This window comes from Neisseria weixii, assembly GCF_042658245.1.
Classification (GTDB): domain Bacteria; phylum Pseudomonadota; class Gammaproteobacteria; order Burkholderiales; family Neisseriaceae; genus Neisseria; species Neisseria weixii.
Genome location: NZ_JBHSPY010000033.1, coordinates 1 through 25,202, shown reverse-complemented (window position 1 = coordinate 25,202; position 25,202 = coordinate 1). Strand labels below are relative to the sequence as shown.

Genomic DNA, 25,202 nt, shown 5'->3' with positions numbered 1-25,202 from the left:
GAATGTGAATGGCGTTTTAACCACAGTGAGATAAAGTCTCTTGTTCTATTTTAAAACAATTAGTAAAGCAGAATTTATTCTAGTTATCTAGTACAGCACCATTTTAAATTATTGTTGATATGCATATTTGAAGAGAATATGCATTTTTTTCTCTGATTTCAAACAAAATTCAGTCGATTTAAGCCGAAATTCCGTTGTAATCGGTGTAAACCACTGCGCCGAAGTGCTAAAATGAACGCGAATTTATTTTTTATCCCAAGAAAAGGAATAAACATGTCAAATGTATTGGTTGTACCCGTTTCCGCCCGCATCGACAGCTGGGCGACCACTCAGGCCTTGGCGGCTGCATTGCCGAATGCCCAAGCCCTGCGTGCATTGGATGAAAACGGCTTTGGCGAAAAGCTGTTGGCACAAGGCAAAAGCGATGACTGGTTGGATGCGCTGGTCGGCAAAATCAGCGAAATGAACGCGGAAAACGTGGTCATCAAGGGCATTCGTCCAAACGCGGATAAAGTATTCTTGGCCACCAAAAACTTTGAATTGGCCTTGTCGTTGGATGCGGCAGTGGTGTTTGCCGTAGGCGCGTGCGACGAGGAAAGCGAATTATGCGAAACCGACGTTGAGGACATCGTGCAAAAATTAAATTTGGCCAAGCAGTCCTACATTACTGCACCGGGCGTATTGGCCGGTTTTGTGTTGGACAATGCCGCGCCGGGTGTGGGCAAAGCCGCTGCCGAGCAAACCGGTTTGACTTTCTTCGGTTCGACCGAGCAGTTGGGGGACGTAGACGAATTGGCCAACCACGGCACCAACCGTTTGTCGCCGTCACAATTCCGTGTGAACATGATGGACTCCGCCCATAAAGCCAACAAACGCATCGTATTGCCGGAAGGTGCCGAGCCGCGCACCGTTCAAGCTGCGGCGATTTGTCATGAAAAAGGCATTGCCCGCTGCGTATTGCTGGCGCCGCGTGCCGAAGTGGAAGCCGTGGCCAAAGAACGCCACATCAACCTGCCGGATTCTTTGGAAATCATCGATCCTGCCGATTTGATCGAGCAATACGTCGCGCCGATGTGCGAATTGCGTAAGAGCAAAGGACTGACCGAAGAGCAGGCGCGTGAGCAGCTGCAGGATACCGTGGTGTTGGGCACCATGATGATGGCGCAAAACGACGTGGACGGCTTGGTTTCCGGGGCTGTTCACACCACCGCCAACACCATCCGTCCTGCATTGCAATTGATTAAAACTGCACCGGGTGCAAGCTTGGTATCGAGTATTTTCTTCATGTTGCTGCCAAACCAAGTCTTGGTTTACGGTGATTGTGCAGTAAATCCTAACCCGACGCCTGAACAATTGGCCGATATCGCCATTCAGTCTGCCGATTCAGCCAAAGCCTTCGGCATTGAGCCGAAAGTGGCGATGATTTCTTACTCAACCGGTACTTCCGGCGCCGGTCCCGACGTAGAAGCCGTGGCACAAGCCACTCAAATTGCGCAACAAAAACGCCCTGATTTGGCGATTGACGGCCCGTTGCAATACGACGCCGCTACCGTGCCAAGCGTGGCTAAATCTAAAGCGCCGAACAGCGCGGTTGCCGGTCAGGCGACTGTGTTGGTGTTCCCGGATTTGAACACCGGCAACTGTACCTACAAAGCCGTTCAGCGCAACGCCAACGTATTGAGCGTGGGTCCAATGTTGCAAGGTTTGCGCAAGCCGGTGAACGACCTGTCGCGAGGCGCATTGGTGGACGACATCGTGTACACCATCGCGCTGACTGCCATCCAAGCAGCGCAAATGGAAGCCTAATCGCTCGAAATATCGCATAAACTCAATCTAGGCCGTCTGAATGATTTCAGACGGCTTTTTGTTTGGCATAATTTATTTATGCAATATGAGACCTTTGCAAAACCCCGGATTTGAGTACGGTTCGAAGTTAGAGCAGCGCATAACGAAGAAATGTGCCAAAGATGGGGATTTTGCAAAGGTCTCAATATATATGCAACGCAATCTATCCCAATCCCCGGCCGCATTTTCTGTGTAATCCTTGTGGATAAATCAGATGATGGTTTGAAAATAAAAGAGAAAATTAGGCTGCTTAAATAATAAGCAATAAATTATTCCAAAACCTGAAGCCATGTTTTCAGACGGCCTATTGGGTTATAATCCGAGCCTAAATCCCTACACAGAGCCAAAAAAGAATGAGCGCTTACCAACAGCAGTTAAACGACAAAATCCGCTACTTATCAGAATTATTCCAAGGATTAGATTTTCCCGAAATCCAAGTATTTGAATCGCCTGAACAACATTACCGCATGCGCGCCGAATTCCGCGTGTGGCACGAAGGCGGCGAGATTTTTTACGCCATGTTCGAGCGCGGGCAAAAAGCCAGCGGCGCGAGCCTGGTGCGCCGCGACCAATTTGATGCCGCTGATACCGCCATCAATGCTTTAATGCCGCGCCTGATTGCCGCAGTCACAGAACAGCCGATTTTGAAAAACCGTTGGTACGCAGTGGAATTTTTGGCTACGCTCAGCGGAGAAATGTTGCTTACCATGATTTACCACAAAAAGCTCGATGCCGAATGGGAAGCTACCGCGCGTGCCTTGCAAGAGCAATTGGGCGTGTGGATTATCGGCCGCAGCCGCGGGCAAAAGCTGGTGTTAACCCAAGATTTCGTCACTGAAATTTTGCGCGTCGGTAATCAAGATTTCCGCTACCGCCAAATCGAAGGCAGCTTCACCCAGCCCAATGCACGCGTGTGCGAAAAAATGCTGGCATGGGCGTGTGAATCCGCAGAAGGGCTGGGCGGCGATATGCTTGAGCTTTATTGCGGCAACGGCAATTTTACCTTGCCTTTGGCCAAGCAGTTCCAACGCGTATTGGCCACCGAAGTCTCGAAAACATCGGTTAACGCTGCGCTGTGGAACATCGAAGCCAACCGAAGCCACAATGTCAAAATCGCCCGATTGTCGGCGGAAGAATTTACCGAAGCCTACACCCAAAACCGCGAATTCCGCCGCCTGCAAGAGCAGGGCGTGGTGTTGGCCGATTATCGGTTTTCCACCATCTTTGCCGACCCGCCCCGCGCCGGCATTGATGACGAAACGCTCAAGCTCGTCGCGCAATTCGACAACGTGATTTACATTTCCTGCAATCCCGAAACCTTGCGCAGCAATCTTGAGAAGCTCACGCAAACCCACAGCATCGAGCGAGCGGCATTGTTCGACCAATTCCCGTTTACGCACCATATTGAAAGCGGTGTGTTGTTGAAACGGAAATAAACCCAAGCGCAGGCAGTACGCTTGCGCTTGTTTTTTTTTTTGAAGAAGCAATAAATAATGCCGTCTGAAATTAGAAAATTTCAGACGGCATTTAAACTTAAATAAATTAATTGCTTAACACATCAACACCCTTAGGCGGTGTAAATTTGAATGCGTTGCGCGACAGGTTAGGTTTGGTGTTCAAACCGCTGAAGTTAATCGTGGTTTGGTTGCCGAAGCTGTCTTTTAATTGCATGGCGGCCAAGATATCGCCTTTGAAGCCGATGCGGATGTATTGATAGCCGGCGTTGTTTTTCTTCGGCGTAGCCAAGACGTAATCAATGCCGCCTGCTGAGCCGTCTTCTTTCAGCGTGTAGCTGCTGTCGAGCGCGGTTTTGTTAGACAAAATCGCCGCAGGGCTGTCGCCGATGGCTTGGTTTTGTGATGATTTGGTCACTTGGGCTAAATCGACATCGTAAAGCCAGATGGTGTTGCCGTCGCCGACGATGGTTTGTTTGTAAGGTTTGGTGTATTCCCATTTAAACAAACCGGGGCGCAGGATTTGGAAGGTGCCGTGGGTAGTTTGGGTTTTCTTTTTACTTTTGACGGTTTGGCTGAAGTTGCCGCTGATGCCGTCTGAATCGCTGTTGAATTTTTTCAGCGCATCCACGCCATCGGCTTGGGCCAAGCCGATGGCTGCGCTCATACCGACAGCTGCAATCCATTTCAAAAGAGTTTGTTGTTTCATACTGCGTTTCCTTCGTTTAGGGGAAGATGGCTTAAGTATAGGCGTAATTTCGTGGCTTACAAGGGGCAGGAGGGGAATTTAGTTTTTGTAAAGGTGTCAATTTTGGTCTAGAGGTTTGAATCTTAAGTGTTCTTGCACGGGAAAACAGATGGTTTTTCACATTTTTTTAATTTGGAAATTGTTGGATAAACCGTGTTTGCGATGGCCTTTACACAATCTGAGACCTTATAATAATATATAAAATATATAAAATATATAAAATATATAAAATATATAAAATATATAAAATATATAAAATATATAAAATATATAAAATATGGGAATAATCTAAAGATATAAAGATATAATCTGTCATTCCGGACTGCGCGGCAGCATAGCGGATTTGTGTAGCTAAGTGACGGGCATAGGTCTTTCTTCAGTTTTCTTCCCGGCTTTACTTATAATACTGGCAGGTAAATTCGACGCTGTCTGAAAGGTTTCGCCGCGTTATAATGCGCATAAACCCCGATACGGAGAAATCATTCCTTAATATAATCCTTATCCGTTGCTCGAATGCGCGTTGCTTTCTGATGCGCCCGATGAAAAAGCACGCTGACCAAGCAATTGTTTGCCGAAACCCAGAATGCTGGATTAACGGATGACAGCACGTATCCGTCTTTGGATTTCAGCTTCGCCGGTATCGGCAACCATTGGTACCAATATTATGCCGCGCGCGGTTTGGCCGATAGGCTTATTCCGTAAGACTGCTGACGCGTTACGATATGTTTATTTTCCGTGGCATGCCAACATCGAAGCCCAGGGGGCAGGTGGGATTCAGCGCGTTTGAACTGCCCATGCTGGAAGAATTTGAACACGGATTGAAAGAAAGGCTGTCTGAATTTAAAGGCTTTCAGACGGTCCCAACAAAAATAGAATCAGATTAAGATTGATTAAGGAGTAGCTATGGCACATCATTCACACACTCATTCGCATAATCATTCACATTCCCATTCCCATACCAGCAATAAAACGGTATTGCGCATCTCGTTTTTCATCATTTCTGCCTTTATGCTGGCGGAAGTTGCAGGCGGTTGGATTACTAATTCGCTTGCGCTGTTGTCGGATGCGGGACACATGTTCAGCGATGCTTTTTCCTTGGGCATGGCTTTATGGGCGTTCAAAATCGGCGAAAGGCAAAATACGCTGCAGAAAACTTTCGGCTACAAACGCTTTGAGATTCTCACGGCATCGTTTAACGGTTTGCTCCTGGTGGCGATTGCCGTACTGATTATTTACGAGGCGGTGGAACGTTTTGTCTCCCCGCCGGAAATCGCCACCGCCGGTATGTTGGTCATCAGTGTGTTGGGGTTGCTGGTAAATATCGGTGTCGCCGTGTATATGGTGAAAAACAGCGATACCGAAGCGAACGTCAACATGCGCGGTGCTTATCTTCATGTTCTCAGCGATATGCTCGGCTCCGTCGGTGCCATTGTTGCGGCCGTGCTGATGATGGCTTTCGGCTGGGCATGGGCGGATCCCTTGGCCAGCATATTGGTGGCGGTATTGATCGGACGCAGCGGTTGGAAATTGTTCATAAAGACGCTGCACATTTTAATGGAAGGCACACCGGAAAACCTGCGTACCGATGAAGTATTGGCCGCCATCCGGCAGGTTGAAGGCGTACAGTCGGTACACGATTTGCATGTTTGGACGATTACCAGCGATATCAATGCGTTGTCCTGCCATATTGTGGTGGACGGCAGGCTGGCGGTTGCCGAGGCCGAGCAGATCGTTTACCGACTCGAACATCTCTTGGCGCATCACAACATCACCCACAGCACGGTGCAAATCGAAAGCGACCGCCACCCGCATGAAGATAGCGTGTTGTGTTCTTTCGATACACACACCCATCCGCACACACACGGACATCATTAAAATCTGTTAAAATCATACCGTCCGAAGTTTACATCTGTTCGGACGGCTTTTAAAATAAGGAATAGCCATGATCCAAGCCGTATTATTCGATTTAGACGGCACGCTTGCCGATACTGCGCTCGATTTGGGCGGTGCATTGAATTTCGTGTTGCGCGCTAATGGTTTGGCCGAGAAAACCATGGATGAAATCCGCCCGTTCGCCAGCCACGGCGCAAACGGTTTGCTGGAAATGGGCGCAGGCATGACGCCCGGCCATCCCGACCATCCTCAATGGCGGCAGGCTTTTCTCAATCACTATGATAAATGTTATGCCGATGAAACCGCACTGTTTGAAGGCGTAAACGATTTATTGCGCGAACTCGATCAACGCGGCTTGGCATGGGGCATCATCACCAACAAGCCGGCGCAGTTTACCGATAAGCTGGTGCCGAAGCTTGGTTTTGCCGTGCCACCCGCAGTGGTCGTGAGCGGGGATACCTGCGGAGTCGCCAAGCCAAATGTAAAACCGATGTTGCACGCCTGCGAAAAAATCGGCGTAAAGCCGGAAGATTGCGTGTATTTGGGCGATGCCGAACGCGATATGCTGGCAGCCAAAAATGCCGGCATGAAAGCTGTTTTGGTCAATTGGGGTTACATCGCGGAAACCGACGGTACGGAAGCTTGGTTGCAAGATGCGCGCATTGATGCGCCGATGGATTTATTTGCGGTTTTGTAAAACAAACCATGCCGTCTGAAACATTTCAGACGGCCTTGAGTATAAATTAAACCATACAAAACAAAAGTATATAAAATGGATGTTATTTTAATCATAGGGTTGATTGTATTACTGATTGTGGCTTTGGCCGTGATATTGAGCTGGGCGGAGCAGCGCAAGAAAGCCAAGCTTGAGGCCGAAAAACAGACCGAGCAGGAAAAAGCCTTGTCGCGTCAGGCTGCGAAAGAAAAAATGCAGGTGGCGGTGGTGGCCAATCACGGTGATGAGCCTTTGGAAGAAGGCCAAACCGATATTTCCGACAATGATTTAAATAAAATCAAAGCCGCTTACGCCAAATTTGAAAAAGACGTGTTGTCGTGGGAAGCCAAACTGCAAGTGAAATCGGAATTTTCCGCCGATGAAGAAGCCTTAATCCACAAAGAGCAGCTCAAATACCGCATGTATTTTGAAGAAGCATTTTATGAAAAACACGGCAATTCAGTCGCATCACGAGAGTGGCGCCAATGGACGGATGCCTTTAGCGAATTGCTCGAACGCCACGCACGTTTGATTGCGGAAGACGTATTGCCCGGCGAAGACAATGAAGATGACGAAGAAATAGAAGCTCCGCAAGCCGAAGCGCTCAATCAGATGCTTTCTGAAATAGCATCAGAAGATATGCCGTCTGAAAATCATCAAGGGGCTGAAGAAAATGAAACTGAAGCCAATGACAACACACGAGCGGAAGCAGAATCTTTGTCTGCCGTCGGTCAAAATGAGCTTGAAGGCGAAGCTATTGGCAGGCCTATGCAGCCGCAAACAGCTGTTGCCGCAGAAAATAATGCGCCGGCTACCATTCTGAGTGCCGCCGTATTTCCTGCCGGTTTTACCGCTGCTGATGCGCCGCTTGCCGAAGTCGATGAAGACGAACTGAAAGGCCGCGAGCGCGAATTGTGGGAATATGCCAACCGCCGCAATTTATCCAAACGCGAAGCAGGCGACCGCTATGAGCGTTATCTCGGTTATCTTTACGAGCGTGCAGGCTGGCGTGTGGAATATTACGGCTTAACCGAAGGCGTGGCCAACTCCAACCGCGGCATTGATTTGATTTGTGAAAAAGACGGCATTACTCATTTCGTGCAAACCAAATATTGGAGCGATGGCGTGGCAGCGAAAACCAATGTCAATAATGTCATCTACCGCCTCGTGAAAAACATGCAGAGTATTATCGATAAATGCGTTATTCGCGGTGATGTGCATGCGGTGTTGGCGGCCAAGCCGAAATTATCCGGGAAGGCGGCGGCTTATGCGCAACAGCAGGGCGTGCTGCTGCTGGACGATTTGGCGCTGCAACCGTATCCGCTGGTGAAATGTCATACTGGCAAACGAGGCAGCAAAAAATATTTTCTGCCTTATCTGACCGATAAAAATCCGGCCAAATATGAAGAAATACGCCAAGGCGCATGGGAACCGTATGATTTGGTGCGTATGGATACGACTAACGGCGATGTGTATGTCCATACCATCGAAGAAGCCGAAACCTTGGGCTATAAATACAGTAACCGCGCCTAAGATATTAAAAAAGCACACTGATTTAGAGTGTGCTTTTTTGTCGCAAAAAGATTGCAGTTTGTCTGCATAACGTGAAATCCGGTTTGCAGGCGGTCTTAAAAGGCGTAAAATTTTAAAAGTTACTGTTTTATATTCTTATTTTTTTATGGTGGGTCAAACTTGAATCAAAGTCGGTCAGGTGTACCGTTACTTTATCCAAATGATCCGCGATATTCTTCAAATTAAAGCGAGCAAACACATGTTTTTTGATACCATTCAAGCTGCGCCCGCCGACCCGATTTTGGGCTTGGGCGAAGCGTTTAAAGCAGAAGCCCGTCCTGAAAAAGTCAATCTCGGTATCGGCGTGTATAAAAACGCCAAAGGCGAAACTCCGATTGTCAAGGCGGTAAAAGAAGCGGAAAAGCGCTTGCTGGATACCGAAACCAGCAAAAACTACCTGACCATCGACGGCGTGGCCGAATACAATGCGCAAACGCAGATTTTGCTGTTTGGTGCGGATCATGAAATCATCGCCGGTCGCCGCGCCAAAACCGCGCAAAGCTTGGGCGGCACCGGCGCGCTGCGCGTGGCTGCCGAATTGGCCAAACGCCAGTTGAATGTGAAAAAAGTATGGATTTCGAATCCGACTTGGCCGAATCACAATGCCATTTTCAAAGCTGTCGGCATTGAAGTATGCGATTACCGCTATTACAACGCCGCCGAACACAAGCTGGATTGGGACGGTTTGATCGAAGACTTGAGTCAGGCCGGGAAAGGCGATGTGGTGTTGCTGCACGGCTGCTGCCATAACCCGACCGGTATCGACCCAACCCCTGAGCAATGGGACAAATTGGCGCAAATGTCGGCCGACAAAGGTTGGTTACCGCTGTTTGACTTTGCTTACCAAGGCTTCGGCAATGGTTTGGAAGAAGATGCTTACGGTTTGCGCAGTTTTTTGAAGTGCAATAAAGAATTGCTAATCGCCAGTTCATATTCGAAAAACTTCGGCATGTATAACGAGCGCGTGGGGGCGTTTACCGTGGTGGCAGAAAACGAAGACATCGCCAACCGTGTTCACAGCCAAGTTAAAACCATTATCCGCACACTGTATTCGAATCCCGCTTCTCACGGCGCCAATACCGTTGCGCTGGTGTTGAAGGATGACGCTTTGAAAGCACAATGGATTGCCGAACTCGACGAAATGCGCGGCCGCATCAAAACCATGCGTGAGAAATTTGTTGAATTGTTGAAAGCCAAAGGTGCGACACAAAATTTTGATTTCATTATCGAACAAAATGGCATGTTCTCATTCAGCGGTTTAATGCCCGAGCAAGTTAACCGTTTGAAAAACGAATTCGCCATCTATATCGTGCGTTCAGGCCGCATTAATGTGGCCGGCATGACTGAGAATAACATTTCTTACATTTGCCAGAGTATTGTAAAAGTTTTGTAATTAAAATCTTATTGATTAGAAGGCCGAGACCTTTGCGAAATACCAGCCATCCCATCCAAACGGTTACCTGAACAATCAGGTAACCGTTTGGATGGGATGGCTGGTATTTCGCAAAGGTCTCGGCCTTTTTATATCGGGTAATAACCGCCCCATGCCGTATGAAACCATACTGCCTAAGCCATTGAATAAACCTGCGCATAGCCAACCGCCCCAAGCATGGGCAGGGAATTGGTACACAAACACGCCAAACGCGGCTTCGGATGTGCCGGGTAAAATAGTAGCGGAAGTGAAGGCAGAAAATGCCAAGCCAATGTAAGCGTAGAGTAAAGACATTATTAAATTATTCTGTAGGAATATAACGATGAAATTGATTGTAAGCAGTTCAAACAACAATATTATTTGATTTACCACAATTTTATGGCAATTCTGACAAAACCGCAGAAATAATGGTTTGCAAAATAACAAAATGGCAGTATGATTCCGTCTAAATTAACGTAAGTTAACTGTATTAATTTAATTTGATTACAATAAGACGAAAGGCACTTCATGTCTGCGCAAACTCATAAAGGTAATACGCCGGCTTTAACGGTATTAGGTTCTCTGTTCTTCATGCTGGGTTTTATCACCTGTATGAATGATATTTTGATTCCTCATTTGAAAGAAATTTTCAACCTGACGTATGTTCAGGCGATGTTGATTCAATTCTGTTTTTTCAGCGCGTATGCGATTATGTCGATTCCGATGGGTCATTTTGTTGAAAAATTCGGCTACAAAACCGGCGTGATCGGCGGTTTCGTAGTGGCCGCAATCGGCTGTTTGCTGTTTTATCCGGCTGCCGGCAGCCACTCTTATGCCGTATTTTTAGGTGCTTTGTTTATCTTGGCCAGCGGAATTGTATTGCTGCAGGTGGCGGGCAACCCTTATGTGACTTTGCTGGCACCCAAAGGCAAAGAATCAACCACGTTGACCCTGATTCAGGCATTTAACTCGTTGGCGACCATGATTGCGCCGCCGTTGGGTGCAATGTTGATTTTTGTAGACGCGACTGCTTCTGAAGCTGAGCGTATTTCGTCTGTACAAAATCCATACTTGGGTTTGGCCGGCTTTATGTTGCTGTTGGCCGTGGCGGTAGCACTGATTAAGTTGCCGGATGCACGCAAAATTGCTCAAGAAGAAACTGAAGCCAATCACGACGGTAAAACCAGCGTATGGCAATACAAGCATATGGTGTTTGGCGCGGCCGGTATTTTCTGCTATGTCGGCGCGGAAGTGGCCATTGGCTCAATGATGATTAACGCATTGGAAGTGTTGGCCGGTTTGAACCACAGCACCGGCGCGGCATACTTGTCGATTTATTGGGGCGGTGCCATGGTAGGCCGTTTCGTAGGCTCGGCTTTGATGAACAAAATCTCGCCAAACAAATATTTGGCTTTTAATGCGACTGTCGCCATTGCGCTGATTATTACAGCAATTTTGGCCGGCGGCGGTGCGGTAACCATGTGGGCATTGTTGTTGATCGGTTTCTTCAACTCAATTATGTTCCCAACCATCTTCTCTTTGGCAACCAAAGGCTTGGGCAAATTCACCAGTACCGCTTCCGGCGTGATTTGTACCGCGATTGTGGGTGGTGCGGTTGTACCGGTAGTACAAGGTTGGGCGGCCGATACTTACGGCTTGCTGCCTTCTTATATCGTATCGGCGATTTGTTATGTGTACATCGTATTCTTTGCTGTAAAAGGTTACAAAGCCGACGAAGCATAAACTGCTTAACTTTCAAAAGGCCGTCTGAAATTCAGACGGCCTTTTGTTTATTGGATAACCATCAAATGCTGAAGTTTGATGAAAACAGGTGGCTGACGTAAAAAATTGTTTGTAAAATGACGTAAACCCGATAAAATGCCACATGTCTCAAAGATAGGAAGCAGAATATGTTCAGCTTTAAATCACTGCTCGATATGCCGCGTTTAGAAGCGTTGGCAGTGGCCGTTTTATTGGTTGCCATGATGGGCTATACCATTATCTCACTCGGCTGGCTGCCGCATATGTCGATTATCAGCGCGATTGTTGTTCTGATTTTGTATGGTTTGTGCCGCGGTTTGAAATACAACGAGATGCAAAACGGCATGATTCAAGCCATAAGCCAAGGTATGGGTGCAGTGTATCTGTTTTTCTTTATTGGTTTGATGGTGAGTGCGCTGATGATGAGCGGGGCGATTCCGACGCTGATGTATCACGGTTTCGGCTTGATTTCACCGACTTATTTTTATTTCTCGGCATTTGCCTTATGTTCGGTGGTCGGCGTGGCTATCGGCAGCAGTTTTACCACTTGTGCCACGGTGGGCGTGGCCTTTATGGGTATGGCGACAGCATTTGAAGCCAATCTGGCGATGACTGCCGGCGCTGTCGTATCAGGTGCGTTCTTCGGCGATAAAATGTCGCCTTTGTCGGATACCACCGGTATTGCTGCCTCGATTGTCGGCATTGATTTGTTTGAACACATCAAAAATATGATGTACACCACCGTTCCGGCGTGGCTCATCAGCGCGGCTTTGATGTTGTGGGTATTGCCGACGGTGGCGATTGATGATTTAAATAATATTGAAAACTTCCGTAATGCCTTAGAAGCCACGGGCTTGGTACATTTGGATTCACTGATTCCGTTTGTTTTGCTGGCGGTATTGGCGTTGATGCGCGTGAATGCGGTAGTGTCGATGATTTTCTGTACCATCGCCGCTTTAGTAGTGACGTATTTCCACAGCAGCCCTGACTTGCAGCAATTGGGCGCATGGTTTTTCGGCGGCTACAAGCTGGAAGGCGAACAATTTAAAGACATTACCCGCCTGATTTCGCGCGGCGGCTTGGAAAGCATGTTCTTCACACAAACCATCGTGATTTTGGGCATGAGTTTGGGCGGTTTGCTGTTTGCTTTGGGTGTGATTCCGGCTCTGCTCGACATCATCCGTAATTTCTTGACCAATGCCAGCCGCGCGACTTTCAGCGTGGCCGCCACTTCTTTGGGTGTCAACATTCTGATCGGCGAACAATATTTGAGTATTTTACTCGCCGGCGAAACCTTTAAGCCGGTGTACGACAAACTGGGCTTGCACCAGCGCAATCTGTCGCGCACGTTGGAAGACGCAGGCACGGTGATTAATCCTTTGGTACCTTGGAGCGTATGCGGTGTGTTTATCAGTCAGACCTTGAATGTTCCGGTGTGGGAATATCTGCCGTTTGCTTTCTTCTGTTATTTGAGTCTGATTTTGACGTTGGTTTTCGGCTGGTCAGGTTTGACGCTGACTAAAAAATAACTGGCGCAACAAGGCCGTCTGAACTGAACTGCACCCCAAAAGTTGGACACCATCCCCAACTTATGAGTTGCAGTTCATTTCAGACGGCCTTTTGATTGAAAAGAACCCGCAATGCAACCCAGTTTGGATGTCATTATTCCTTGTTACAACGCCGCTACTACCTTAGAAACAGCGGTGAAAATCGCATTGCTGCAAGCCGAAGTGCAAAATGTGTGGCTGGTCGATGATGCTTCTACCGACAATACGCGCGATGTGATGGCGGTTTTGGCGGCGCAATATCCGCAAGTGCGCACTGAATATTTGGCGCAAAACGGCGGGGCGGCTAAGGCGCGAAGCTGGGGGGCATGGCAAAGCCAAGCGGATTTGATTGCTTTTGTTAGATGCGGATGACGAATACGAACCGCAGATGTTAACCGCTGCCTACATGGCCTTGGCGCAATTTTCCTATCTCGGTATGGTGCGTCTGAAATGCCGCCCGATCAGTTTTCCTCCTCATTATCTGCAACACGCCGATTTTGCCCAAGCATGGCAGCGGCTTGAAATGACAGTGGGCGGCAATATGGTTTGCCGCCGCCGCATTTTTTTGGCGGCCGGCGGTTTTCCGCAAGAAGCCTTGTTTCGTCAGTTTGGCGGCGAAGATGCTGCGGTGCGGCATATTTACCGGCAAGGCATTTATGCGGAAAGATTGCTGGATTCGGCGCTCTACGGCAAAAGCATTGAGGGTTTAACCGAAGCGAACCGCCAACAGGCCGAAGCCGTGACCGACAGTATTTGCCGCCGGTTGGCTGAAGTGAAGGCGCACGGTGCATTTGAACAAAGCGGCATCATGGCGTTCGCCACAACTTATCAAAATCAATGATGAAAGGCCGTCTGAAAGATATTTTTTCAGACGGCCTTTTATTATTTATTCCACCCAACCTTGCAAATTCTTTTTCACCAATTCAGCCAGCGCACTCACCCACACCGGACTATCGTTCAAACACGGAATAAACTGATATTGTTTGCCGCCGGCTTCATAGAATTGTTCGCGCCCCATCAGGGCGATTTCTTCCATGGTTTCTAAGCAGTCGGCCAAAAAGCCCGGGCAGAATACGTCTAATTTGGTCACGCCTTGTTTCGGTAATTCATCGAATAAATCCTGCGTGCTTGGTTTTACCCATTTGGCTTTACCGAATTGGCTTTGGAAAGAGACGATGTATTCGCTTTCGTCCAAGCTCAAGGCTTCGGCCAGCAGTTTGGCGGTGTGGTGGCATTCTTTCGGGTAAGGATCGCCATCATCATGATTTTTTTGCGGAATGCCGTGGAAACTGAGCATCAGTTTTTCGCCACGGCCATGTTCCGCCCAATAGGCTTGGATATGCTGTTTCATCGCCTCAATATAGCCGGCATCATCATAAAAACGCGATAGGGTGCGCACACTCATTTGGTTGCGCTGTTGCAGCAATTCGGCAAACACCTTATCCAAGGCCGCGCCGGTACTCGAAGCGGCATATTGCGGATACAGCGGAATCACCAACACATTGCCCACGCCTTGATTTTTTAAATCTTGCAACACTTCCGGCACGCCCGGATTGCCGTAAGTCATGGCATGGCGCACGATGACGTTGGGCAGCGCCGCCGCCAATGCCTTGGCTTGATGCTCGGTATAAACCGCCAAAGGCGAGCCTTCTTTAAACCAGATTTTTTCATAGCCATGCGCGCTTTTTTTCGGGCGTAAAGTCAACACCAACCCGTGCAGAATCGGCTGCCAAACCAGTTTCGGCAATTCCACCACACGCTGGTCGGATAAAAAATCTTTCAAATACGGGCGTACGGCTTGCGCGGTCGGTGCAGCAGGAGTACCCAAATTCATCAAGACCACGGCGGTTTTGTTTTGCTGCTCGTAAGCAAGGGTAGGTTCGGTTAAGAAATGCGGCATGGCTGGCCTTCACGGAAAACAAGAAATGAGAAATTATAGCAATAAAAAAGCCGTCTGAAAGCGGAATTGGGTGTTCAGACCGCCTTTTTAGGTTTGGCTATCATGTTGTTTGTCGATGGAGTAATAATGAGTCGGATAAATATGGCGGATTAACTTAATTTTCGTTACGGCGTTGCTGCGCCTTGCCGTACTACTTGTATTGTCTTCGGCTTCTCTGGTATCGAAAATTAATTAAATCCGCTATAAATCAATAATTAAGGCTGTCTGAAAAACAACGCTTTCAGACGGCCTTACTGTTATATTCAATCATTTAAAACTGATTAATCCACACCCCGCACACGGTTCTCATGGAATTGTGCTTGCCAGTCGCTGAACCTGCCTTGCTCGATGACTTCGCGCATTTCAGCCATGATGACTTGGTAGAAATGCAGATTGTGGATGGTGTTCAGCTGCGCGCCTAAGATTTCGCCGACTTTGTGCAGGTGATGCAGGTATGAACGGCTGAAGTTTTGGCAGGCATAGCAGGTGCAGGATTCGTCGATCGGACGGTTGTCGAGGCGGTGTTTGGCGTTTTTGATTTTCAAATCGCCAAAGCGGGTAAACAGCCAGCCGTTGCGGGCATTGCGGGTCGGCATCACGCAGTCGAACATGTCCACGCCGTGCGCCACGCCGTACACCAAGTCTTCCGGCGTGCCGACACCCATCAGATAATGCGGTTTGTGTTCGGGCAGAGCCGGGCCCACGGCACGCAGCATGCGGTACATTTCGGGCTTGGGTTCGCCCACGGATAAGCCGCCGATGGCCAAGCCGGAGAAGTCGAATTGTTCCAAGCCACGCAGTGATTCTTCGCGCAAGCCTTCATACATCGCGCCTTGCACAATGCCGAAGAGGGCGTTGGGGTTGTTTAAGTCTTCAAACGCTTTTTTGCTGCGCTCTGCCCAGCGCAGGCTCATTTGCAGCGATTTTCGCGCCTGCTCGTGGCTGGCTTCACCGGGGGTACATTCGTCAAGCTGCATCACAATGTCGGAATTCAACACCGTTTGAATTTTCATGGAGATTTCAGGCGAGAGGAATAATTTGTCGCCGTTAATCGGGCTTTTGAAGGTGCAACCTTCTTCGGTGAGTTTGCGCATATCGGAAAGGGAAAACACTTGGAATCCGCCCGAATCGGTGAGAATCGGTTTGTCCCAGCCGATAAATTGGTGCAGGCCGCCGAATTGTTCAATCACTTCCAAGCCGGGGCGCAGCCATAAGTGGTAAGTGTTGCCCAAGATGATTTGAGCGTTGATATCATGCAGGTTTTGCGGTGTCATGGCTTTAACCGAGCCGTAAGTGCCGACCGGCATGAATACGGGGGTTTCGATTTTGCCGTGGTTCAGCTCAAGAGTACCGCGGCGGGCTAGGCCGTCTTTTTTGTGCAGGGTAAATTTCAGCATGGGTGAAGCGTGTTCGGATAAATAAATAATTATAACCTGATAAGCGTTTGTTAGGGGGGGCTTAAATAGCCTATCGGGAATAGAAGGTGCGGAAAGTCAGGTTAATGCGCGGCTCGGTGATGTTGATGCTTTTCATCACGGCGTGACGCCAATGTTGCTGGGTTTTCCCGCGCATCACGATTAATTGGCCGTGTTGCAGCATGAGTTCGCACTTTTTGGCGGTGTATTTGTGTTTGAAAGCGAATTTTCGGGTAGCGCCCAAACTGAGCGAGGCAATGATGGGCTCATTGCCTAATTCTTTCTCGTCATCACTGTGCCAGCCCATGCCTTCAATGCCGTCTGAATATAAATTCAATAAACAGGAATTAAACACTGTCGGGCTGATGGATTGAAGGTGTTGCTTGATGGTGTGTTTGAGTGAAAGTAAAATCGGATGCCAAGGTAGGGCAGTGCGGCGGATACGGGAATAGGTGTAGTCAAAAGCATGGTCGCCATACCAAGCTACTTGGCGGGCGGTGGTAATGTGTTTGCCGTAAATGATGGCTTCATCGTGTTGCCAAGGAATATTGTGCAATAATTCTTCAAACAAATTATCAGCTTCTTGAGATTTTAGGATGAGGCCGAAATCGTTGACAATGCCGTTATAAGGCAGCAGATTATGTTCGGGTGAGACGGAATGGAATAGGTCAAATTGGCTCATAAAGAAATTTGAATGGTTAATGAATGATTGCGGTGGTTTTTCATACGGCAGAGAGATGATTTGTACCCTTGCTGCAACAGGCGTACGTGATACGGCCTGCATTGGGTCGGCGGCTTGCTAATTAATTGGCAGACATTATATAATTTATAAGATTAGCTTTATGATTGTGTATCGAATAAAAACGCGGCCGCAATCATCATAAAATTAAATTAAACCAGCTTTCAGGCAGTTTGCGTTGTTGGATAAATATAATGAATCATGCCGTCTGAAAAATTACTTACCATTCGGAGTTTTTTTTAATGTTGAACATTACCTTGCCTGACGGTTCCGTCCGCCAATATGAATCACCTGTAACCGTTGCCCAGATTGCGGCATCAATTGGCGCAGGCTTGGCGAAGGCAACAGTGGCCGGTAAAGTCGACGGCAAATTGGTGGACGCTTGCGATCCGATTACCGAAGATTCAAATGTGCAAATCATTACCCCTAAAGATAAAGAAGGCGTGGAAATTATCCGCCACTCGTGTGCCCACTTAATCGGCCATGCAGTGAAGCAGCTTTATCCTAATGCCAAAATGGTGATTGGCCCGGTCATCGAAGACGGTTTCTATTATGACATTGCGACTGAAAAACCGTTCACGCCGGAAGACGTGGCTGCCATCGAAAATCGCATGAAAGAATTGATTGCGCAAGATTATGATGTGGTAAAAATCATGACGCCGCGTGAAGAAACGGTCAAAATCTTTGCCGATCGCGGTGAAGAATACAAATTGCGTCTGATTGAAGATATGCCTGAAGTGGAAGCAATGGGCATGTACCATCATCAAGAATATGTGGATATGTGTCGCGGCCCACACGTGCCGAACACCCGTTTCCTGAAAAATTTCAAGCTGACCAAATTGGCCGGTGCCTATTGGCGCGGCGACAGCAACAACGAAATGCTGCAGCGCATCTACGGCACTGCATGGGCGAGCAAAGAAGAATTAAAAGCCTACATCCAGCGCATTGAGGAAGCGGAAAAACGCGACCACCGTAAACTGGGTAAACAATTGGATTTGTTCCATTTGCAAGATGAAGCGCCGGGCATGGTGTTTTGGCATCCGAAAGGCTGGGCATTGTGGCAGGCAATTGAGCAGCATATGCGCAAAGAGTTGGATGCAGCAGGCTATCAAGAAGTAAAAACCCCGCAGATTATGGATAAAACCTTCTGGGAACAATCCGGCCACTGGGACAACTACAAAGACAATATGTTTCTGACCAACTCGGAAAAACGTGAATACGCCGTGAAACCGATGAACTGCCCGGGACATGTGCAGATTTTCAATAACGGTTTGCGTTCTTACCGCGATTTGCCCATGCGTTTGGCTGAATTCGGTTCGTGTCACCGCAATGAACCAAGCGGTGCCTTGCATGGTCTGATGCGAGTACGCGGTTTCGTGCAAGATGATGCGCATATTTTCTGTACCGAAGATCAAATCGTAGAAGAAGCGCGCGCGTTTAATGAATTGTTGGTGCGTATTTACAAGCAATTCGGCTTCCACGATGTGGCGGTGAAACTGTCTTTGCGTCCTGAAAAGCGCGCCGGTTCCGATGAGATTTGGGATAAGGCCGAGCAAGGCTTGCGCGATGCGTTGACTGCTTGCAGCGTGGAATGGGAAGAGTTGCCGGGCGAGGGTGCATTCTATGGTCCGAAAATCGAATACCATGTGAAAGACGCTTTGGGCCGTTCATGGCAGTGTGGTACCTTGCAGCTTGACTTTGTCTTGCCGGAGCGCTTGGATGCCGAATACGTAACCGAAAACAACGACCGTGCCCGCCCTGTGATGCTGCACCGTGCGATTTTGGGTTCGCTGGAGCGCTTTATCGGTATTTTGATTGAAAACCACGCCGGTTCGTTCCCGTTGTGGCTGGCGCCGGTGCAAATGGTGATTATGAACATCACCGAAAAACAAGCCGATTATTGCCGTGAAGTGGCGGCCAAGTTGCAAGCGGCCGGTTTGCGTGTTGAGTTGGATTTGCGCAACGAGAAAATCGGCTACAAAATCCGCGACAACAGCCAATACCGTTTCCCATACCAAATCGTGGTGGGCGACAAAGAAATGCAAGAAGGCAAAGTGGCCGTACGCCGTAAGGCAGAAGATTTAGGTTCGTTGAAATTGGATGATTTTATTGCGCAATTGCAGCAAGAAATTGCCGAATCAGTGGCATAATTGATTTTTTAAACAAGAGCCCGCTTGCAAAGCCGGTGGGCAACAATACTAATTTTTAGAAGGAGTATTATCATCGCTCAAGAACGCGAAGCACGAATTAACGGCGAAATCACCGCCAAAGAAGTGCGATTAATCAGTGATTCAGGCGAACAGCTTGGTGTGGTGTCTGTTCGTGAAGCTTTGGCTATGGCCGAAGAGCAGGATGTGGATTTGGTAGAGATTTCTCCTACCGCCAAGCCGCCTGTGTGCAAACTCATGGATTTTGGTAAATATAAATACCAACAAGCCAAGAAACGCGACGAAGCTAAGAAAAACCAGAAGCAGGTGCAGATTAAAGAAATCAAGTTCCGTCCGGGCACCGATGAAGGTGATTATCAAATCAAAATGCGCAACATCAACCGCTTCTTGGAAGATGGCGACAAGGTAAAAGTGACCTTGCGTTTCCGCGGTCGCGAAATGGCGCACCAACAATTAGGCGCACAACTTCTCGAGCGCGTGAAAGAAGATTTGGCCGAAGTGGCGCAAATCGAATCTTTCCCGAAAATGGAAGGTCGCCAAATGGTCATGATGATTGCGCCAAAGAAAAAATAAAGTTATAATGTTTAGCTTATTTCGGTTGCTGCCCGAAGTAAGCTGATATTTGGCAGCAAAAACCGTGGTGTTTGGGATACAAGTGTTTGAAATCCATGATTTCAAAGCCCCTCATGCCTTATCTAAAAACAAATGGAGTTTTCCCCATGCCTAAAATGAAAACCAAGTCTAGCGCGAAAAAACGCTTTAAAGTACTGGGTAACGGTGGTGTAAAACGCGGTCATGCGTTTAAAAGTCACATCCTGACCAAAAAAACCACTAAAACGAAACGCCAATTGCGCGGCACCTCTATGGTGAATGAGCGTGATTTGGCTGCTGTTGCTAAAATGTTGCCTTACGCTTAAGGAGTTTAAAGTATGCCACGCGTAAAACGCGGTGTTACCGCTCGTGTCCGCCACCAAAAAATCTTCGCTTTAGCCAAAGGCTATCGCGGTCGTCGTAAAAATGTATACCGTGTTGCCAAGCAAGCGGTAATGAAAGCCGGTCAATACGCTTACCGTGACCGTCGCCAACGCAAACGTCAATTCCGTCAATTGTGGATCGTGCGTATTAACGCCGGTGCCCGTGAAAACGGTTTGTCTTACAGCAAATTCATGAATGGCCTGAAACGCGCGTCTATCGAAATCGACCGCAAAGTATTGGCTGATCTGGCTGTGTTCGACAAAGCTGCATTCGCACAATTGGTTGAAAAAGCCAAAGGCGCTTTGGCCGCTTAATGCGACAAGCTTGAAAAAGGAAACTTCGGTTTCCTTTTTTTATTGTTTAAAGAGGTTCTATGTAATTGATTTTTCTTCTTTAAAGCCTGTTTTTTTGGTGTGATTTGCGTTAAAATATGTGGCGTTTCAGCCGGTTTGGGCATAAGCCTTTTTAGCCGGTCACATTAAAACGGATTGGCCGTTGCAAGATTTACAGGCCGTCTGAAAAAGGTAGCAGGAATCACGATTCTTCATCCTTTCAGACGGCCTTATTATTTCAAAACTTCAATCATCAACTTCTAGACGATAGACAAAAGATTATTATGGAAAATGTAAACCGCATTGTTGCCGAAGGCATTGCCGCCGTAGAAGCCGCGGCAGATTTCAACGCCTTGGAACAAGTGAAAGCCCGCTACATGGGCAAAACCGGTGAATTGACCGGCCTGTTGAAAACCTTGGGACAAATGTCACCGGAAGAGCGCAAAACCATCGGCGCCCATATCAACGAATGCAAAAACCAGTTTCAGACGGCCTATAATGTAAAACGTGATGCTTTAAACGAAGCCAAATTGCAGGCACAGTTGACAGCCGAATCGCTGGACGTGACTTTACCCGGTCGCGGTCAAGCCCTTGGTGGTTTGCACCCTGTAACCCTGACTTTGCAGCGTATTGTCGAGTTGTTTGAAGGTATTGGTTTTGAAGTGGCCGATGGCCCTGAAATTGAGGATGATTTCCATAATTTCCAAGCTTTGAATATTCCGCAAAACCACCCCGCGCGTGCCATGCAGGATACGTTTTATGTCGAAAACGGCGATGTGTTGCGCACCCACACGTCACCGATTCAAATCCGCTACATGCTGGATAAGAAAAATCCGCCAATCCGCATTATCGCGCCGGGTCGTGTTTACCGCGTTGACAGCGATGCGACACACTCACCGATGTTCCATCAGGCTGAAGGCTTGTGGGTGGAAGAAGGCGTTACCTTTGCCGATTTGAAAGCCGTGTTTACCGATTTTATCCGCCGTTTCTTTGAACGCGACGATATGCAAGTGCGTTTCCGCCCATCGTTCTTCCCGTTTACCGAGCCTTCTGCCGAAATCGATATCATGGCAGAAAACGGCAAATGGCTGGAAGTCGGCGGCTGCGGTATGGTGCATCCGAATGTGTTGAAAAACGTCAACATCGACCCGGAAAAATATACCGGTTTTGCTTTCGGTATCGGCTTAGACCGTTTTGCGATGTTGCGTTACAACGTCAACGATTTGCGTTTGTTCTTCGACAACGATTTGAACTTCTTGAAACAGTTTAAATAATGTTCAGATGGCTTGAAAAATAAGCAGGCCGTCTGAAAAAAACTTTCCATTCATTTATTGCCGTTTGAAGCATTTTATTTTCAGATGGCCTGAAAAAAGTTAGAGAAAACATCATGCAATTTTCTTATTCTTGGCTCAAAACACAAGCCAATCCTAATTTGTCGGCCGATGAGCTGGCGCATTTATTGACCATGGCCGGTTTGGAGGTAGAAGAAACCGAAAAAGCCGCTCCTGCATTTAGCGGTGTGGTTGTGGCCGAAGTGAAATCAGTAGAAAAACACCCCGATGCCGACCGCTTGAATGTGACCAAAGTCGATGCCGGTGCCGGCGAATTGATTCAAATTGTGTGTGGTGCGCCGAATGTGAAACCGGGTATTAAAGTACCGTGTTCTTTACCGGGGGCGGTGTTGCCGGGTAATTTCAAAATTAAGCCGACCAAAATGCGTGGCGTAGAATCCAACGGTATGCTGTGTTCAACCGATGAATTGGGCTTACCGGATGACGGCGTTGACGGTTTGCATATTTTGCCGGCCGATGCTCCTGTCGGTACCGATATCCGCGAATATTTTGATTTGGACGACACGGTTTTCACCCTGAAAATCACGCCTAACCGCACTGACTGCTTGAGCATTAAAGGCATCGCGCGCGAAGTGTCTGCGTTGACGCAATGCGCATTTAATCCGGTGACGATTCAGACGGCCTCTGTGCAACACGATAAAAAACAAGCCGTGCGCATTGATGCGCCTGAAGATTGTGGCCGCTTTATCAGCCGTGCGATTGAAAACGTAAATGCCAAAGCAGAAACGCCTGCTTGGATGAAACACCGCTTGGAACGCAGCGGTGTGCGCTCGGTATCGGCTTTGGTGGATATCGGCAATTATGTGATGCTGGAAATCGGCCAACCTATGCATGTGTTTGATGCCGATAAAATCAATGGCAGCATCATTGTGCGCCGTGCTCAAAACGGTGAAACGCTGGAATGCTTGAACGAAAAAAACGTAACCTTGTCTGACAATACTTTGGTGATTGCCGATGAAAAAGGCGCGTTAAGCATGGCCGGTTTGATGGGCGGCGAGGGCAGCGCGGTTTCGGATGAGACCACCCGCATTGTGCTGGAAGCGGCGTACTTTAATCCGGTCACCATTTCCGGTAAATCACGCCAATATGGTTTTGGCTCGGATTCTTCGTTCCGCTTTGAGCGCGGTGTTGATTGGCAATTGCAAGCCGATGCGATTGAGCGTGCGACTGAATTGGTGCAGCAAATCTGTGGCGGTGAAGCCGGTGAAATGGTGGAAGCAGAAGGCCAATTGCCGCAAGCCAAACAGGTGGAAATCCGTTTGGAGCGCTTGGAAAAAATGCTCGGCGTGAGCGTACCTGCCCAACAGGTTGAAACCATTTTGCAACACTTGGGCTTAAATCCGGTGAAGTCGGCCGAAGGCTTCACAGTCACCGCACCAAGCTTCCGTTTCGATATTGAAATCGAAGCCGATTTGGTTGAAGAAATCGGCCGCGTGTACGGCTATGAAAACATTCCTGACAACCATACTTCAGGCCGTCTGAAAATGTTAGAGTTGCCGGAAACCAAGCGTCCACGTTTTGCCGTTTATAATGAAATGGCGGCGCGCGGTTATCAGGAAGTGGTCAGCTATGCGTTCGTTGATGGGCAATGGGAACAAGATTTCGCCGCTAACACTAATCCGATTCGCTTGCAGAATCCGTTGGCAGCACAATATGCGGTCATGCGTTCAACTTTAGTCGGCGGCTTGGTGGAAATTCTGCAAAACAATTTAAACCGCAAGCAAAGCCGTGTGCGTGTGTTTGAAATTGCCCGTGTGTTCAGCAAAGATTCAGACGGCCAATTCCAACAAAAAGAACGCATCGGCGGCTTGTGGTATGGCTCGGTTGCGCCGGAACAATGGGGCGAAAAAGCGCGCCCTGTGGATTTTTACGATGTTAAGGCCGATGTGGAAAATCTGCTCAAAGATAAAGCCGTGACCTTTGTTAAAGCCCAGCATCCGGCTCTGCATCCGGGGCGTACCGCCAATATTGTTTCAGACGGCGTGGTGATTGGTTTTGTCGGCGAATTGCATCCGAAATGGTTGCAAAAATACGACTTGCCGCAAGCCGCTTTGGTGTTTGAAATCGACATGGATGCGGTATTGGGACGTGATAAAACACGCTACCAAGCAGTTTCTAAATTCCAAGCCGTGCGCCGAGATTTGGCGTTTGTTGTGCCGGAGAGCATGAGCCACGATGAATTGTTGGCCGCATTGAATACCAAAGCCAATGCTTTGGTGCAGGAAATCAGCCTGTTTGACGTGTATCGCGGTGCCGGTTTGCCGGAAGGTACGAAGAGTCTGGCCGTGAAAGTGATTCTGCAAGACATGGAAAGCACCTTAACCGATGAAGTGGTCGGGCCTTTGATGACGAAGCTGGTAGAATCGGCAACAGCCATCGGCGCACAATTGCGCAGCTAATCCGATTTGCATCACTAAAATGACAAATGCTGGAAAATCCAACGGTAAATTCTGTTTGATTTTTCAGTTTGGTACTTGAATTTTAAGAGAAAATTAGTAATAATCTGCTCCTATTAAAAAGGAAGGTAAGAACATGACATTAACTAAAGCTGAGTTGGCCGACATTTTGGTAGACAAAGTCAGCAATGTGACCAAAAACGATGCCAAAGAAATCGTCGAGCTCTTTTTTGAAGAAATCCGCAGCACTTTGGCGCGCGGTGAAGAAATTAAAATTTCCGGTTTCGGTAACTTTCAATTGCGCGACAAGCCGCAACGTCCGGGCCGTAACCCGAAAACCGGCGAAGAAGTGCCGATTACTGCGCGTCGAGTAGTGACGTTCCATGCCAGCCAAAAACTTAAAGGCATGGTGGAGCATTACTATGACAAACGCTAATCTGTCGATTCCTGCAAAACGTTATTTTACGTTGGACGAAGTGTGCCAATTGGTGCAAATCAGCCCGGAAGAGTTTACCCAATGGCAATATGAAAACGGTGTGGTTATCGGCTATGGCGGTAATCGTTATACCCGTTCTGATGTGGTGAAATTGTTGAAATTAAAAGACACTTTTTCGCCTTATGCAGAAGAGCAGCCGCAAGAAGCACTGGATGCCAATGGTCAGCCTGCAGCCGATACCGATGAAATCCGACAAGGATTGAAAAATGTGTTGGCCGGTTTGGAAACTGTTTTGGTAAAATAATCAATAAAACCGAGAAATTAAGATTTCTCGGTTTTATTTTGAACAAAGAAAAAAAGGCCGTCTGAAAAATATTTCAGACGGCCTGAGACCTTTGCAAAAAAAACCCAAAACTCCCCTAAATTCCCCCTAAAGAATTCAGAGGAGTTTTTTTTATGAGCAGCTTCTTCCACCAACAAGCCCGAATCATGACGGGTAAACAT

The 25,202-nt window shown here is 48.0% G+C and carries 23 protein-coding genes and 3 pseudogenes; 20 read left to right on the top strand and 6 right to left on the bottom strand.

Annotated elements, in window-relative coordinates:
• From ACFPVS_RS11775 to trmA, 3 genes and pseudogenes are all read left to right on the top strand, one after another.
• Positions 1–83 (top strand): annotated as a pseudogene (locus ACFPVS_RS11775) (IS1595 family transposase); the annotation flags it as partial.
• Positions 84–273: 190 nt separating this feature from the next.
• The gene (pta, locus tag ACFPVS_RS11770) at positions 274–1,806 is read left to right on the top strand and encodes a phosphate acetyltransferase (RefSeq protein WP_096295639.1); all 1,533 of its coding nucleotides are present in this window, start codon (positions 274–276) and stop codon (positions 1,804–1,806) included.
• A 392-nt stretch (positions 1,807–2,198) separates the two neighbouring features.
• Complete coding sequence (trmA, locus tag ACFPVS_RS11765; RefSeq protein ID WP_123804758.1) at positions 2,199–3,281, top strand: tRNA (uridine(54)-C5)-methyltransferase TrmA; 1,083 nt, start codon at positions 2,199–2,201, stop codon at positions 3,279–3,281.
• 106 nt (positions 3,282–3,387) lie between these two features.
• Here trmA and lolA read toward each other — a convergent pair whose 3' ends face one another.
• On the bottom strand, positions 3,388–4,008 hold the full coding sequence (gene lolA / locus ACFPVS_RS11760; RefSeq protein WP_096295637.1) for an outer membrane lipoprotein periplasmic chaperone LolA: 621 nt from the start codon (positions 4,006–4,008) through the stop codon (positions 3,388–3,390).
• A 678-nt stretch (positions 4,009–4,686) separates the two neighbouring features.
• Between lolA and ACFPVS_RS11755 the strand changes: the two are divergent.
• From ACFPVS_RS11755 to ACFPVS_RS11735, 5 genes and pseudogenes are all read left to right on the top strand, one after another.
• A pseudogene (locus ACFPVS_RS11755) lies at positions 4,687–4,931 on the top strand (hypothetical protein); the annotation flags it as partial.
• A gap of 19 nt (positions 4,932–4,950) precedes the next feature.
• On the top strand, positions 4,951–5,922 hold the full coding sequence (locus tag ACFPVS_RS11750) for a cation diffusion facilitator family transporter (RefSeq protein WP_096295636.1): 972 nt from the start codon (positions 4,951–4,953) through the stop codon (positions 5,920–5,922).
• Positions 5,923–5,989: 67 nt separating this feature from the next.
• Positions 5,990–6,637 carry an HAD family hydrolase gene (locus ACFPVS_RS11745; RefSeq protein ID WP_096295635.1) on the top strand — a complete coding sequence of 216 codons (648 nt, stop codon included), beginning with the start codon at positions 5,990–5,992 and terminating at the stop codon, positions 6,635–6,637.
• A 75-nt stretch (positions 6,638–6,712) separates the two neighbouring features.
• Positions 6,713–8,188, top strand: a complete 1,476-nt coding sequence (locus ACFPVS_RS11740) for a hypothetical protein (protein WP_096295634.1) — start codon at positions 6,713–6,715, stop codon at positions 8,186–8,188.
• A gap of 238 nt (positions 8,189–8,426) precedes the next feature.
• Positions 8,427–9,620 (top strand): amino acid aminotransferase, encoded by a 1,194-nt coding sequence (locus tag ACFPVS_RS11735; RefSeq protein ID WP_096296161.1) that lies wholly within the window; start codon positions 8,427–8,429, stop codon positions 9,618–9,620.
• Positions 9,621–9,740: 120 nt separating this feature from the next.
• Here ACFPVS_RS11735 and ACFPVS_RS11730 read toward each other — a convergent pair.
• Positions 9,741–9,953: pseudogene (locus ACFPVS_RS11730) on the bottom strand (YqaA family protein); the annotation flags it as partial.
• Positions 9,954–10,166: 213 nt separating this feature from the next.
• Here ACFPVS_RS11730 and ACFPVS_RS11725 point away from each other — a divergent pair.
• The 4 genes from ACFPVS_RS11725 (at position 10,167) to ACFPVS_RS11710 (ending at position 13,787) form a co-directional block, all read left to right on the top strand.
• Positions 10,167–11,381 carry a sugar MFS transporter gene (locus tag ACFPVS_RS11725; RefSeq protein ID WP_096295633.1) on the top strand — a complete coding sequence of 405 codons (1,215 nt, stop codon included), beginning with the start codon at positions 10,167–10,169 and terminating at the stop codon, positions 11,379–11,381.
• Between the two features lie 167 nt (positions 11,382–11,548).
• Entirely contained in the window at positions 11,549–12,928 is a 1,380-nt protein-coding gene (gene nhaC / locus ACFPVS_RS11720) for a Na+/H+ antiporter NhaC (RefSeq protein WP_096295632.1), read from the top strand.
• 111 nt (positions 12,929–13,039) lie between these two features.
• Positions 13,040–13,318 (top strand): glycosyltransferase family 2 protein, encoded by a 279-nt coding sequence (locus tag ACFPVS_RS11715; RefSeq protein ID WP_232507424.1) that lies wholly within the window; start codon positions 13,040–13,042, stop codon positions 13,316–13,318.
• Positions 13,296–13,787 (top strand): glycosyltransferase family protein, encoded by a 492-nt coding sequence (locus ACFPVS_RS11710; protein ID WP_378595797.1) that lies wholly within the window; start codon positions 13,296–13,298, stop codon positions 13,785–13,787. The genes ACFPVS_RS11715 and ACFPVS_RS11710 overlap by 23 nt, the downstream gene beginning before the upstream one ends.
• 45 nt (positions 13,788–13,832) lie before the next feature.
• On the opposite strand, the gene hemH is transcribed toward ACFPVS_RS11710, so the two are convergent.
• From hemH to ACFPVS_RS11695, 3 genes are all read right to left on the bottom strand, one after another.
• Complete coding sequence (hemH, locus tag ACFPVS_RS11705; RefSeq protein WP_123804764.1) at positions 13,833–14,846, bottom strand: ferrochelatase; 1,014 nt, start codon at positions 14,844–14,846, stop codon at positions 13,833–13,835.
• A 320-nt stretch (positions 14,847–15,166) separates the two neighbouring features.
• Positions 15,167–16,282 (bottom strand): tRNA guanosine(34) transglycosylase Tgt, encoded by a 1,116-nt coding sequence (tgt, locus tag ACFPVS_RS11700; RefSeq protein WP_096295631.1) that lies wholly within the window; start codon positions 16,280–16,282, stop codon positions 15,167–15,169.
• 70 nt (positions 16,283–16,352) lie between these two features.
• On the bottom strand, positions 16,353–16,982 hold the full coding sequence (locus ACFPVS_RS11695) for an alpha-ketoglutarate-dependent dioxygenase AlkB family protein (RefSeq protein ID WP_378595796.1): 630 nt from the start codon (positions 16,980–16,982) through the stop codon (positions 16,353–16,355).
• A 299-nt stretch (positions 16,983–17,281) separates the two neighbouring features.
• Between ACFPVS_RS11695 and thrS the strand changes: the two genes are divergently transcribed.
• From thrS to ACFPVS_RS11655, 8 genes are all read left to right on the top strand, one after another.
• Positions 17,282–19,189 (top strand): threonine--tRNA ligase, encoded by a 1,908-nt coding sequence (gene thrS, locus ACFPVS_RS11690; protein ID WP_096295630.1) that lies wholly within the window; start codon positions 17,282–17,284, stop codon positions 19,187–19,189.
• A 69-nt stretch (positions 19,190–19,258) separates the two neighbouring features.
• Positions 19,259–19,780: a translation initiation factor IF-3 gene (gene infC, locus ACFPVS_RS11685; protein ID WP_096296160.1), complete on the top strand. Its 522-nt coding sequence runs from the start codon at positions 19,259–19,261 to the stop codon at positions 19,778–19,780.
• A 146-nt stretch (positions 19,781–19,926) separates the two neighbouring features.
• A complete protein-coding gene (rpmI, locus tag ACFPVS_RS11680; RefSeq protein ID WP_095502651.1) occupies positions 19,927–20,124 on the top strand; it encodes a 50S ribosomal protein L35 in 198 nt (65 codons plus the stop codon).
• A 12-nt stretch (positions 20,125–20,136) separates the two neighbouring features.
• Positions 20,137–20,496 carry a 50S ribosomal protein L20 gene (rplT, locus tag ACFPVS_RS11675; protein ID WP_096295629.1) on the top strand — a complete coding sequence of 120 codons (360 nt, stop codon included), beginning with the start codon at positions 20,137–20,139 and terminating at the stop codon, positions 20,494–20,496.
• A gap of 302 nt (positions 20,497–20,798) precedes the next feature.
• Positions 20,799–21,788: a phenylalanine--tRNA ligase subunit alpha gene (gene pheS, locus ACFPVS_RS11670; protein ID WP_123804766.1), complete on the top strand. Its 990-nt coding sequence runs from the start codon at positions 20,799–20,801 to the stop codon at positions 21,786–21,788.
• Between the two features lie 113 nt (positions 21,789–21,901).
• A complete protein-coding gene (gene pheT / locus ACFPVS_RS11665) occupies positions 21,902–24,265 on the top strand; it encodes a phenylalanine--tRNA ligase subunit beta (protein ID WP_096295628.1) in 2,364 nt (787 codons plus the stop codon).
• Between the two features lie 133 nt (positions 24,266–24,398).
• Positions 24,399–24,698, top strand: a complete 300-nt coding sequence (locus tag ACFPVS_RS11660) for an integration host factor subunit alpha (protein WP_096295627.1) — start codon at positions 24,399–24,401, stop codon at positions 24,696–24,698.
• Positions 24,685–25,002, top strand: coding sequence for a hypothetical protein (locus ACFPVS_RS11655; RefSeq protein WP_096295626.1), 318 nt, complete (start codon positions 24,685–24,687; stop codon positions 25,000–25,002). The genes ACFPVS_RS11660 and ACFPVS_RS11655 overlap by 14 nt, the downstream gene beginning before the upstream one ends.
• A gap of 17 nt (positions 25,003–25,019) precedes the next feature.
• On the opposite strand, the gene ACFPVS_RS11650 is transcribed toward ACFPVS_RS11655, so the two are convergent.
• On the bottom strand, positions 25,020–25,202 hold a 183-nt coding region (locus ACFPVS_RS11650), incomplete at its 5' end, for a hypothetical protein (protein ID WP_378595795.1).

Excerpts from the sequence above, each read along its gene's own strand:
- pta (WP_096295639.1), top strand. The coding sequence starts at position 274 with ATGTCAAATGTATTGGTTGTACCCGTTTCCGCCCGCATCGACAGCTGG.
- trmA (WP_123804758.1), top strand. The coding sequence starts at position 2,199 with ATGAGCGCTTACCAACAGCAGTTAAACGACAAAATCCGCTACTTATCA.
- lolA (WP_096295637.1), bottom strand. The coding sequence starts at position 4,008 with ATGAAACAACAAACTCTTTTGAAATGGATTGCAGCTGTCGGTATGAGC.
- ACFPVS_RS11750 (WP_096295636.1), top strand. The coding sequence starts at position 4,951 with ATGGCACATCATTCACACACTCATTCGCATAATCATTCACATTCCCAT.
- ACFPVS_RS11745 (WP_096295635.1), top strand. The coding sequence starts at position 5,990 with ATGATCCAAGCCGTATTATTCGATTTAGACGGCACGCTTGCCGATACT.
- ACFPVS_RS11740 (WP_096295634.1), top strand. The coding sequence starts at position 6,713 with ATGGATGTTATTTTAATCATAGGGTTGATTGTATTACTGATTGTGGCT.
- ACFPVS_RS11735 (WP_096296161.1), top strand. The coding sequence starts at position 8,427 with ATGTTTTTTGATACCATTCAAGCTGCGCCCGCCGACCCGATTTTGGGC.
- ACFPVS_RS11725 (WP_096295633.1), top strand. The coding sequence starts at position 10,167 with ATGTCTGCGCAAACTCATAAAGGTAATACGCCGGCTTTAACGGTATTA.
- nhaC (WP_096295632.1), top strand. The coding sequence starts at position 11,549 with ATGTTCAGCTTTAAATCACTGCTCGATATGCCGCGTTTAGAAGCGTTG.
- ACFPVS_RS11715 (WP_232507424.1), top strand. The coding sequence starts at position 13,040 with ATGCAACCCAGTTTGGATGTCATTATTCCTTGTTACAACGCCGCTACT.
- hemH (WP_123804764.1), bottom strand. The coding sequence starts at position 14,846 with ATGCCGCATTTCTTAACCGAACCTACCCTTGCTTACGAGCAGCAAAAC.
- tgt (WP_096295631.1), bottom strand. The coding sequence starts at position 16,282 with ATGCTGAAATTTACCCTGCACAAAAAAGACGGCCTAGCCCGCCGCGGT.
- ACFPVS_RS11695 (WP_378595796.1), bottom strand. The coding sequence starts at position 16,982 with ATGAGCCAATTTGACCTATTCCATTCCGTCTCACCCGAACATAATCTG.
- thrS (WP_096295630.1), top strand. The coding sequence starts at position 17,282 with ATGTTGAACATTACCTTGCCTGACGGTTCCGTCCGCCAATATGAATCA.
- rpmI (WP_095502651.1), top strand. The coding sequence starts at position 19,927 with ATGCCTAAAATGAAAACCAAGTCTAGCGCGAAAAAACGCTTTAAAGTA.
- rplT (WP_096295629.1), top strand. The coding sequence starts at position 20,137 with ATGCCACGCGTAAAACGCGGTGTTACCGCTCGTGTCCGCCACCAAAAA.
- pheS (WP_123804766.1), top strand. The coding sequence starts at position 20,799 with ATGGAAAATGTAAACCGCATTGTTGCCGAAGGCATTGCCGCCGTAGAA.
- pheT (WP_096295628.1), top strand. The coding sequence starts at position 21,902 with ATGCAATTTTCTTATTCTTGGCTCAAAACACAAGCCAATCCTAATTTG.
- ACFPVS_RS11660 (WP_096295627.1), top strand. The coding sequence starts at position 24,399 with ATGACATTAACTAAAGCTGAGTTGGCCGACATTTTGGTAGACAAAGTC.
- ACFPVS_RS11655 (WP_096295626.1), top strand. The coding sequence starts at position 24,685 with ATGACAAACGCTAATCTGTCGATTCCTGCAAAACGTTATTTTACGTTG.